This is a genomic window from Chitinophaga sp., from assembly GCF_036569185.1.
Classification (GTDB): Bacteria; Bacteroidota; Bacteroidia; order Chitinophagales; family Chitinophagaceae; genus Chitinophaga.
This window is the reverse complement of the sequence record NZ_DATCRD010000092.1, coordinates 1-10,806: the sequence shown is the minus strand read 5'-3', so window position 1 is coordinate 10,806 and position 10,806 is coordinate 1. Positions and strand designations below refer to the sequence as shown.

Sequence of the window (10,806 nt, the reverse complement as noted above, 5' to 3'; positions counted from 1 at the left end):
TACATTCAGCTTCACCGATCCTTTTCCTTTCAGCACTTTCTTTGATACTCCCAGGTCCAAAGAGCACATGGATTTCATCTTAAACAGGCCTTCTTCTGTTACCTGCGGGGATACATAGAAGAAAACAGCTTCGGCAGACAGGTCCTTGCTCAGGGTGAATGTTTGCTGGGTGCGGCCAAAGAAACCGGCAGAAGACAATTTTACCTGGTTATCGTTTACCACTGTTTCAAACATTACATAGGAAACGGAAAATGTGGTAAAGCTCATCCACCATTTGGTAATGGGCATTGGCACCGTTACGTTCAGGCTAAAGTTGTCTGATTTGGCTACGTTCAGGTACTTGTACCGCAGGATAGAGGTATCGCCGGTAGATTTATCCACGTCTGCCTCCAGGATCCTCGTCATCATGTCTTTGGTATGTGAATACCCCAATGAGGTGATCAGGAAATCCTTGAATGTATGCGTGATTTCAAAGTTGTTGGAATACTGTGGCCGCAGGTTAGGATTACCTGATTCCTTGGTATACCTGTCCAGGTAAAATTCAAAAGGGTTCAGGTCTTCATAGCTTGGGCGCTGGATACGGCGGCTGTAAGTCAATCCCAGTGTATTGTCTTTATTCAGTTTATAGGTCAGCGCCATGCTTGGAAACAGGTTGAAATAAGTGGAATCATTCTTTACCTGTGTTTGCTGCTGATCTTTCATGGAAGTGGAGATACCGGTAATATGTGTTTGTTCTCCACGCAATCCCAGTTGTACATGCACCTTTTTAAACTGCCTGCTGTAATTAATATACGCCGCATTTACATTCTCCTTGTAAATAAAGTGATTGGAACGATTTTCATCCAATATCCAGTTACCCATTCTCAGTGAGTCGAAGCGGGCATCATTATCTGTTTTCACAAAGCTCACTTTTGCACCTGCTTCAAATTTGGCCTGGTTTTTCAGCGGGTGCGTGTAGTCAATTTTTGCCGTTTTAATGTCAATGCTGGAAGGCTGGTTGTTACGGGAAGTGTCGCTGCCCAGCATCCCCTTCTCTCCTCCATCGCGGGATACGGCGTATATAGTGGCCAGTTGTTTTTGTGTGTTCTTTGCATAATCCACATCAATGTTCAATTCCTTGCCGGTTGTGTCCAGGATACCGCGATAGTTTAAGTTAAAGGCATTACGGTTCCAGCTGCTGCTTTCACTGGTATGGGTTTTCAGTACGGAATCCACCTGTTTGCCATTGCCGATGCGGGTAGTGGCAAAACTGGGGATACTGCGGTCGCCGCCAGATAAATCAGCCATCACACCTATGGTATGTCCTTTACTGATGAAGTAATCGGCGCCTATTTTACCGGCTTTGTAGTTGGATTTTGTGTGCATGTTGTTTGTCTGGTCGTATACGCGGTACTGGTTGTTTTCAGTAAAGGAGCGGAACAGGGCGAGGTCTTGCTGTTGTTCACGGTGACTGTAATTGCCTGACCCGTAAATGTTGAACTTTTCATTGCGGTGGTTCAGGTTCAGGGCGCCATTCCAGCGGGGCCAGATACCATAGCCTGCGCCAACGGTCACGTTACCATTAGTACCGTAGTTGATGTTCTTTTTCAGTTTAAGGTTAATGATCCCTGCGTTGCCGGCTGCATCATACCTGGCGGAAGGATTAGCGATCAGCTCTATCTGGTCTACATTAGTAGCTGGCATACTTTTCAGCAGCTCGGCAACGTCCTGGGAACTCATATTGGTTGGTTTGCCATCTATCATGATCACTACCCCGCTTTTACCTTTCATGGAAATATTACCCTCCTTATCCACTGTAACAGTGGGAGATTTTTCCAGTACTTCCATGGCAGAGCCACCGGATGCGGTGATGCTGTTTTCCACATTTACCACCATTTTATCGGCTTTCTGTTCTACGAAAGGTTTGCGGGCGGTTACATCTACTCCTTTCAGGGTTTTGGATGCTGCTTCCAGCGTTACAGCCGGCACTTTTACGGAGCTGGCGGCTACTTCGAATGTAGGGCTGTAACGTTTGGTCATACCAACTGAAACTGCAGCGATCAGGTATTTCCCCTGTTTTACCTGTTCAAATTCATATTTACCATCTATATCTGCGATAGCTCCTTTTACTAAAGAGGAGTCTTTGGCTTTTAATAAGGTTACAGTAGCAAACTCTACAGGTTTATTGCCGGATTGGGTGATTTGTCCGGTTACTTTTGGGGCAGTTTGCGCAAACGAGGTCAAAGCAGTAACTAACATGCTCATTGTTAATGTTATAGCTTTAAAATTTGCTTTCATATATGGGTGATTTAGAGTTTAAATGTTGTCGATTCAGATTCCTTTAGTTCTTTGGTTTATATACTACAGTAGTTAAACTACTACAGTAGATCATCAACTACAATGTAAAAGTAGGTATTATGTATTACACAGTACATAGCATTACACAAGCGGTCTATAGATAGGGACGAATGGTAAAAAGCTATGGAACAACTAGAAGACGACTGGAGAAAAAGAATGTTGCAGGGGGATTGGGCTTAAATTAAACAGAGGTGTTAACGGAGGATGACTGGTATTATAAAAGGACGAATAAGCAAAGGAACTATTGGGGGACGCATCTAAAGATAGGATGACTGATATTATAAAGGACAAATGCTTCCTGTTCAGGGCAGGGCCAAAGAACCGGTAACAGCACTGTAGTGAAGATGAGATGATGGAATGCAGAATAAGGGCCGGCTGGAAAAACAGCTCATATCTATTAGACCAGGGGCCAAAAATTGAAATCAACAATACCAGGTAAAGGGGCAGCCTGTAAACCACCAGGGCGATAGGTGGGGCTTGGTGATAGAGACGAAAGTGACTGCCGTTAAGGCAACCGCAAGATGGTGGGTGAAAACTGCCACTCCGGCCATCCAAAGGCAACCCTGGTCCGAAGGAGTTTCTTCTACATGGTTAATAACCTAAACCGGATTTCTTTAGGGAGATATCCCACCGGACAGCCCCGCTTTAATTCAACCGCTCATCCACCCTGATAATTTTCCGGTAACCCGACTTACGGCGGTGATGGTAATAATTCATTACATAAGCAAATAACATTGTACCGGAAAATACCAATAACATGGAAAGCGTGTTCTTTAAACCCAATAACAGGTTATCAATCGATAACATTTTACCAGGTAAGGAAGCCGCTGCAGGCGTCCACCGGGTAAACTGATCTGTACGGGGATTATAATCGGCATAACGGCTTCCCGGCGTGAAACGGGCAGCAGCAGCTATTACCGCCAATTGGTTTTTAATTTGTTCCAGTTCTGTTACCTTGCCAATGGCCGTGAAACAGAGAGCCCCTTTTCTGCCCAATAATCTTAATTCATAATTCAGCATGGGCGCTTCATTCTTACTAAAATATAAAATACGCGCCCAGCACAGGGAATGATTGTCTTTATTATAATAAGGAGTAAAAGCCCAGTCCATACCGGAAATCAGCCCCGCTCCCTTTCCGCTCCGCAAAAGATTTTCGCTTTTCAACTCCTCTTTCATCTCCGCCAGCAACTTTGCGTAATCAATTTTCCGGATCTCCGACTCCTCCATAAAACCAGATGGTTCAAAGGAAATCACCACTCCACGGAAATCTTTATCCATAGGCCCCATCCTGTCGGGCAACAATACCCCAAGGGTATTGGGGTTTTCCGGGTTCCCCCACAAGCGCTCCACAAGCACACGGCTTTGTGCAGCATCGAGCAAACGATACCCTTCAGGTACATTTAATATTGTACCCTGCCCTAACTCTTGTTCACCTGCTTTATAATTAAAGGAAGCAGCCACCATTTCAGACGAATCCAGCTTATCGTACCGGCTAAGGCTGTCCTCCCTGGATAAGCCCAGGGCATTGAGGCCGGCAGCTAAACAACCTAATACGATCAAGCTGCAAAAGAACGTACGCATAAAACTAATTAAATAGCCCAATGTATTTATCAGCCTAACAAACAGGACAAAGCGCTATAAAATATACAGATAATTATTGAGGCAATATTACAGATACATAATGCTGCTATAACTCTGCTGAAAAATTAGTGCTTAAATCAAAAAGTGTCAATAACACGTTAAATACATTTACGGATGCTCCAGTTTGAGGTCGTCAAGGATATGTGGAAGCTCGTTTTGCAGCAGCTCAAAAAATTCCCGCTCTTCCTTGCGGATATGGGCTTCCAGGCTACATGCCAGTATATCCATTGCGGCATCCATATCAGTGCTGTCTGTGAGGGTGCTATACATACGGGAAATAATCAGGTGTTCTTCCTGCAGCTCCCGGATCATGGTATCAATTGCTTCATGCCGGCCGGCGCACTTCTCAAAAAGATATTCCTCCTTTTGAATATGCGGTACCATCAACTCATGGAATACTTTTACGATATACTCAAACCTTGCCTGTGTTTCCAGGGGGAACCCTTCGTATGGCGCCGCATCTTTTTTTAAATAGCGGCATACAAAGAGGAGGCGCTTGTGCTCGTGCGACAAGGGCACTAATGAAGAGTGACGTTGCATATACTAAATCAGGAGAGCTTATTTGCCGCAGTATTATTTTTACGATAGATGCCAATCAATATAATACCGGCAATAACCAGGAGCGTGGAAATAATTTCGGCCTGTGTAGGATGAAAACCAAAAATGTCATACCTGGTATCTACCCTGATCTTCTCTATAAAAAAACGCTCCACTCCATTTAATATCAGGTAAATGCCAAAAATAACACCAGGTATCTTTACTCGTTTACGGATACCCCAGAGAATTCCGAATAATACCAGGCAAACAATAATTTCATATAACGGTGTGGGATATACGGCAATAGGTAATACTTTACAATAAGGGCCATCACAACCGGCTAAGGGTATTCCTTCTTTAATAACGTTGTGCGGATAACCATAGGCAAACAACCAGTCCGGTAAAAATCCCAGTGCGACTGGTTTTTCAAAGGCCGCATGCGGGATCTTCTCTACTGCTGCATATTGTTGCTGGAAAAAACCGGCATTCTTCTGCACTATATCCTGGAATGTAGCCGGCGCCATTTTCACAGTATGGCCGGTACCGGCATCCACAGCATAGGCGCTGTTGTAAATTCCCCAGTCGCCATCACCTGAAAAATGACAGCCCATCCTTCCGATCGCATAAGCCAGCATCAGCGCTGGCGCAGCGCTGTCGATCAGCGCACGGATATTAAATTGTTTTTTCCGGGCATAGCTAATGATTACGATAGCCGCCACTATCAGGCCGCCGTAGAAGGTCAGGCCGCTGAAAGACAGCAAAGATCCAACAGGATCCTGTACAAAATCGCCCCAGTTTTCGAGGTTATGGAATATTTTGGCGCCGAGTAATCCGGCGATGGCGGCCATTACAATAATATCCGGCACGCGGTGGTGCGGCATTACCATCACAGTTTCTTCTTTAGGTTTGGGGAGCGCCTGTTTCTTTTTTGTATAGTATTTATATCCCGCCATGGCTGCTGCCACAAGGATACCCGCAATAAAACTGCCCTGTCCTGAAAATACAAACGACTGCAAATCCTGGGAAGCAGTGTCCCATTGAAAAAAGATCCCGAGGATCTTGTATCCTATTATAAATCCTACTACTGCATTTCCGATCAGCTCTCCCTGCGAAGCCGGAAGCCCTGTAACTATTTTTTCGGGAATACCTTTCAGCAATCCCAGCGCCTCACGACGTTTGAGCTCACGCGTTAAAATATAGGCGCCAGCCAGAAAGGCTATCGCAACAAAAAAACCAAACGTCTGGAATATCTTTAAAAACGGGATTTCTAAGCCAAGCAGATCTCTGAACGCGTAATATAGATTAGGATACATAGCCGAAAAAAAATTGGTGATCTGAATCTTCCTATGAACAAAGCCGAATTTAATCAAAAGGAAAATCAAACCACCAAAGTACGATGCAATTTCGAATTTCTAAATCGGAATTTAGAAATGTGAATATTTAGCAATACTGTTCAAAAGCGTCAGCCAGGTTTGCAGCAATCATTTGTGCAGAACGGCCTTCGATCATATGGCGCTCAATAAAATGCACCAGTTCACCATTTTTAAACAGGGCTATCGCCGGAGAAGAAGGAGGATAAGGCATCAGGTGAGTACGGATCTGTTTTACCGCTTCACCATCAAAACCTGCAAAGCTGGTAGTGAGCCTGTCTGGTTTCTTTTCGCTGTGCGCCACTGCCAGCAGTACGCCCGGACGGGCAGTACCTGCAGAACAACCACATACAGAGTTGATCACAACAAGCGTGGTACCTTCCTTCTGCAATGTGCTATCAACGCTTTCCGGTGTCAGCAATTCTTCAAAGCCATTATCTGTTAATTCTGCCTTCATTGGCATTACTAGTTCCGCTGGATACATATAATTAGAGTTTTTTCTGTTTGTATTTTTTACAAAGTTAGTCATATGTACCCAAAAAGTAAAAAATTGGATATTGAAATAGACTTTTTGACACAAAGAATACAATCAATAAGACATAATGTCACAATCTGTAACCTTTTTACTAACAAAATAGCAGTTTTTATGGCATGGTATCCCATTTGATCTGTACCCGGTATCAAACAATAAAATTGATTTCACACTAAAAAATTTTATAGCAACTATGACACACATTAAATTTAACCACAGCCCGCTTCCCAAATCATTTGGTGGATTAGTAGAAGATATTCTCAACGGAGGATTAAATAAGTATGTAAAGGATGATTTTCTGACCAACGATTTCTTTACCACCCATCCTCCGGTAAATATTGTTGAAACACCGGAAGCTTTCGTAGTAGATGTAATAGCTCCAGGATTCTCCAAAGAAGATTTCAAGATCAGTGCGGATGACAAGGCAATTACCATCAGCGCTGAAAAGAAAGCCGAAACAAAGAATGAAGGTGATAAACAGGTACGCCGTGAATTCAGCTTCAAATCTTTCAAACGCTCCTTCACTATCAGTGAACTGGTAGACGCTGGTAAGATTAATGCGAAATATGAAAATGGAATCCTGAAAGTGACCCTTGGTAAAAAGGAAAACAAACAGGATGCCCCGAAAGAAATAGTAGTGGAATAAGGGAAGCAGGCTTCCTGCAAAGGAAGTCAGCTGTAGTAACATGAGGGTTTAAAAGGGATGCCTTTACAGGCGTCCCTTTTTTAGTGTATAATTCACACAAACGTTGAATCTCCCATTGTTTATTATACAATAATTTGCCTGTCTAAGCACGCACTCATGGCAAAGCGCTTCCCGAAAGGCTGGTTACTTATAAAAAGCATTTACCTGGGCACTGAAAAAGCAGTGATCGGCAACATGCTTCTTCATACAGAAAACACATATGAGCAGGCGAAGATCAAACTGATCTTTGATTATGCCTTCTTTTATATCGTACTGCTGCTGAGTTTCCTGTTTGTAAATATGCTGAGCAGGAATACGGTAAATCTGATCATCATTCCCATGATCATTCTCGACCTGGCCGTTTGTCTGCTACTACTGAGGAAAGGGGTGAATGCCAGCACTGTAGGGCTGTTCGGCTCCTTTTCCACACTGATACTTCCCATGCTTTCCTCTTTTCTGAATAACCAGGACCTCGGTCCAAAATACACGCTGATATGGGTAATGAGCATCCTTATCTGCTACATTACCGTGAACCTGTTTACCGCCCTCATATGGAGCCTGATCCTTTGCGCCTATCTCATAGCTGTTGCATGGATGAAGATCAACAATGTGATAATATTCGTGACCCCGGGCTATTCGGCCACCTCTCAATACCTGGCCAACCCGTTTACGGTGGGAATGTATTTACTGTTCTTCATCAGGGCGCTGGGCCAATACTACCGCAATCTTATTTCCATGGAGCAAATGAGAACAGCCGAAAAACAAAAACAACATTTATCGCTGATCAACCAGCACCTTACCAAACAGTTCCTGCTGGTGAAGGGGTTTTCTGCATCAGGAAAAACCGCTATTATAAAAGGAGAAACAGAGCTGCTGGAAAGTTGCTTCAGTGAAATTGAAAAGCAATGCGGCTCTGCCATTGATTATCTCAATGATTCCCAGGGTAAGTAGCACCTACACATAGGTGTTATAAAAGAATACCTTCTTATTGATACTATTTCTGCTATACTAATATGTACATATTACCATTTGCACTTTTTCCAGGCATTATGATAATAAATTCATCATTCCCCGGAGAATCAGGAGAAAAACAGATTAGAAAAAATTACAACTTTTAGGGCTTACCCATACTTCATGATAACACTATCTTTGGCGCATCAAATATTCATCTCCTATTTTCCTTATGCCGGATGAATATCATCTAACCTATGCCATGATAAGGCTTTCAGTAATGGAAGCCTTTTTTTATGAAGAAAAATGAAAAAAATAAGCCCCCCGAATAATCGGGGGGCTTTCAGTAGGATTACTAACCCATTTTTTTAATAACCCAAAATTTTCAACATGCTCTGGGCGGTTTGCTCTTTGGCGTATAACCAGTCTTTCAACTGCCCGTTCTTGTCATATCCCACAATCACATGTTTTGGTGAAGGAATAAGACAGTGCTTGATGCCGCCGTATCCGCTGAGCTGGTCCTGGTAGGCCCCTGTATGGAAAAATCCGATGTACAGCGGCTCTCCGGATGCCTGTTGCTTCGGCAGGAATACTGCGTTAATATGTTCTTCAGACGTATAAAAATCGTATCCGTCGCAGGTAAGTCCACCAAGATGCACTTCCTGGTATTCCTGGTCCCATTTGTTAATTGGCAGCATCAGGAACTTTTCCCCGATCCCCCAGGTATCAGGCAAGGTAGTAATGAAAGAACTATCGATCATATACCAGGATTCCCTGTCGTTCTGCATTTTCTCCCCAATTACACTATAAATCACCGCGCCGCTCTCTCCAACAGTAAAGGAACCAAACTCTGTGTAAATGTTCGGTACAGGTACCTTGTTCTTTTTACACATGCTCTTGATATTGGCTACAATTTCGTTTACAATATAGTTGTAATCATAATCGAAGCCCAAAGAGTGCTTGATCGGGAAACCACCACCAATATTAATGCTGTCCAGTTCAGGGCAGATCTTCTTCAGCTGGCAGTAGAGGTTTATTACGCGGTTAAACTGGCTCCAGTAATAAATATCGTCTTTAATCCCCTTATTCATAAAGAAGTGCAGCATTTTCAGCTCGAACTTCTCATTCCCTTTTATCTTGTCTACATAATATTCAAGAATATCACGTGGAGGAATACCCAGCCGGGAGGTATAGAAATCAAAACTTGGCTCTTCCTCTGCAGCTACCCTCAACCCGAGTTTCACCTTATCTTTGCTCCTGATATTCCGTTTATAGTCTTCCAGCTCTTCCTTATTGTCGAGTACCGGGATCACATTCCTGAACCCGCTGTTGATCAGTCTCGCTATTGCCCTGGTATATGCCTTGGTTTTAAAACCATTACAAATTACATAGGTTTCTTTATTTATCTTCTTCCGCTCGTATAATTTATTGACGATATCAATATCATAAGCAAAAGAAGTTTCAATATGTACCCCATGCTTCAGGGTTTCCTCCATAATAAAGGAGAAATGCGAACTTTTGGTACAGTAGCAGTAGAAGTACTCACCTTCGTACCTGTTTTTCTTAATGGCGTCATGGAACATTTTCTTCGCCTTATTGATCTGCATCCCGATTTTGGGAAGAAAGGTCAGCTTAAACGGTGTTCCATACTTGTCGATCAATGCCTTTATATCCAAACCATTAAATTCCAGGTAGTTATCTTTTACTTCAAAGCCCTCCTGGGGAAACTCAAAGGTCTGTTTTACCAGGTCTGTGTAGGTGTTGTTCATTTAGTACTGCAAATGAATTTTAGGAATTAGTAATAGAAAAAAATAACAGGATAACAATCCATTTTTCCCTCACTGGGAAACTCCTGGTTTACACACCTACGTCAGTTCGAACCCCAGCAAAATAGGTTGCAAATCTAAAGATTTTGTTGATTGCCACCTTAATTTTTTTCAGGCGGTATCCGCTTCAAAAGCACAATTACCCGGGCAAATATACAAACAATTATAAGTCAACAACTTAAATAATATAATTCCCAATTTTACTGGTCTTTTTTCAGTATCTCCAAAGACTGTTTTCCCTCACAGAAAAGCAGGTCTAAAATACTCAGACCCGGGATAAAACCGGTGCGCTCCTGGAACACCTGTGTATAGCCGGGCTCGCCTGTGGTTACCGGCCCCGGCAATATGCTTTCCCGGGCATCTGTGACACCGGGCACTACCTTTTCGTAGCTCTCTGTATAAACTACAGGTACTTTAATGCCGAGCTTGCTATTTATCCATTCAAAGCATGCCATGTTCCAATCCATTAAAAAATGAAACGGTTTTTCAAACAAACCCTGCAGATCTTCTTCATAATATTCAAACCAGGGAGAACGCCGGTAAGCAGACACCAGCGTTTTCCAATGCAAACCCTGCCATTTCTCTTCATTACTGATCCTGACATCCTTCATTACCGTCCGCTGGTTCTTTCCTCTCGACAACGGCACGCTTAAAATCATACGGCCGTTTGGTCCGGCAACGTAACAGCGGTTCCTGTAACTGAGCTTTTGATAGTGCTCATATTTTTCAATCTTTAATATATCGTGCTTTACTAAAGCTTTGTATGAGTCAATTGGTGGAAAATATTGAGATTCAATCAATAGCACCTTCTCTTTTGCATTCTCTGTCATAATGTCAATTTTTTGAACACAGGTGTTAAAATTCCGTTTGTTTCACCTGACAATCACTTATACCTAAATACTTAACAATTAACTTTAAGTAGATGAG

At 43.0% G+C, this 10,806-nt stretch carries 9 protein-coding genes; 2 read left to right on the top strand and 7 right to left on the bottom strand.

The window, feature by feature from the left end; all coding sequences use genetic code 11:
- The 5 genes from VIM72_RS06945 to VIM72_RS06925 all read right to left on the bottom strand — a co-directional run.
- The coding region (locus tag VIM72_RS06945; RefSeq protein WP_332002133.1) for a TonB-dependent receptor domain-containing protein at positions 1 to 2,277 on the bottom strand (2,277 nt) is incomplete at its 3' end.
- Between the two features lie 705 nt (positions 2,278 to 2,982).
- The gene (locus VIM72_RS06940) at positions 2,983 to 3,918 is read right to left on the bottom strand and encodes a DUF2167 domain-containing protein (protein ID WP_332002132.1); all 936 of its coding nucleotides are present in this window, start codon (positions 3,916 to 3,918) and stop codon (positions 2,983 to 2,985) included.
- Positions 3,919 to 4,086: 168 nt separating this feature from the next.
- Positions 4,087 to 4,518 carry a hemerythrin domain-containing protein gene (locus VIM72_RS06935; RefSeq protein ID WP_332002131.1) on the bottom strand — a complete coding sequence of 144 codons (432 nt, stop codon included), beginning with the start codon at positions 4,516 to 4,518 and terminating at the stop codon, positions 4,087 to 4,089.
- Between the two features lie 8 nt (positions 4,519 to 4,526).
- On the bottom strand, positions 4,527 to 5,828 hold the full coding sequence (locus VIM72_RS06930; RefSeq protein ID WP_332002130.1) for a prolipoprotein diacylglyceryl transferase family protein: 1,302 nt from the start codon (positions 5,826 to 5,828) through the stop codon (positions 4,527 to 4,529).
- Between the two features lie 127 nt (positions 5,829 to 5,955).
- A complete protein-coding gene (locus tag VIM72_RS06925) occupies positions 5,956 to 6,369 on the bottom strand; it encodes a BrxA/BrxB family bacilliredoxin (protein WP_142687624.1) in 414 nt (137 codons plus the stop codon).
- Positions 6,370 to 6,610: 241 nt separating this feature from the next.
- Between VIM72_RS06925 and VIM72_RS06920 the strand changes: the two genes are divergently transcribed.
- The gene (locus VIM72_RS06920) at positions 6,611 to 7,063 is read left to right on the top strand and encodes an Hsp20/alpha crystallin family protein (protein WP_332002129.1); all 453 of its coding nucleotides are present in this window, start codon (positions 6,611 to 6,613) and stop codon (positions 7,061 to 7,063) included.
- Between the two features lie 156 nt (positions 7,064 to 7,219).
- The gene (locus VIM72_RS06915) at positions 7,220 to 8,053 is read left to right on the top strand and encodes a hypothetical protein (RefSeq protein WP_332002128.1); all 834 of its coding nucleotides are present in this window, start codon (positions 7,220 to 7,222) and stop codon (positions 8,051 to 8,053) included.
- 368 nt (positions 8,054 to 8,421) lie between these two features.
- On the opposite strand, the gene VIM72_RS06910 is transcribed toward VIM72_RS06915, so the two are convergent.
- Together VIM72_RS06910 and VIM72_RS06905 are read right to left on the bottom strand one after the other, a co-directional pair.
- Positions 8,422 to 9,822: an arginine decarboxylase gene (locus tag VIM72_RS06910; RefSeq protein WP_332002127.1), complete on the bottom strand. Its 1,401-nt coding sequence runs from the start codon at positions 9,820 to 9,822 to the stop codon at positions 8,422 to 8,424.
- A gap of 257 nt (positions 9,823 to 10,079) precedes the next feature.
- Positions 10,080 to 10,709 (bottom strand): WbqC family protein, encoded by a 630-nt coding sequence (locus VIM72_RS06905; protein WP_332002126.1) that lies wholly within the window; start codon positions 10,707 to 10,709, stop codon positions 10,080 to 10,082.
- Between the last annotated feature and the right edge of the window lie 97 nt (positions 10,710 to 10,806).

What these genes read in the sequence shown, in the direction of transcription:
- VIM72_RS06940 (WP_332002132.1), bottom strand. Translation starts at nt 3,918, where the DNA reads ATGCGTACGTTCTTTTGCAGCTTGATCGTATTAGGTTGTTTAGCTGCC.
- VIM72_RS06935 (WP_332002131.1), bottom strand. Translation starts at nt 4,518, where the DNA reads ATGCAACGTCACTCTTCATTAGTGCCCTTGTCGCACGAGCACAAGCGC.
- VIM72_RS06930 (WP_332002130.1), bottom strand. Translation starts at nt 5,828, where the DNA reads ATGTATCCTAATCTATATTACGCGTTCAGAGATCTGCTTGGCTTAGAA.
- VIM72_RS06925 (WP_142687624.1), bottom strand. Translation starts at nt 6,369, where the DNA reads ATGTATCCAGCGGAACTAGTAATGCCAATGAAGGCAGAATTAACAGAT.
- VIM72_RS06920 (WP_332002129.1), top strand. Translation starts at nt 6,611, where the DNA reads ATGACACACATTAAATTTAACCACAGCCCGCTTCCCAAATCATTTGGT.
- VIM72_RS06915 (WP_332002128.1), top strand. Translation starts at nt 7,220, where the DNA reads ATGGCAAAGCGCTTCCCGAAAGGCTGGTTACTTATAAAAAGCATTTAC.
- VIM72_RS06910 (WP_332002127.1), bottom strand. Translation starts at nt 9,822, where the DNA reads ATGAACAACACCTACACAGACCTGGTAAAACAGACCTTTGAGTTTCCC.
- VIM72_RS06905 (WP_332002126.1), bottom strand. Translation starts at nt 10,709, where the DNA reads ATGACAGAGAATGCAAAAGAGAAGGTGCTATTGATTGAATCTCAATAT.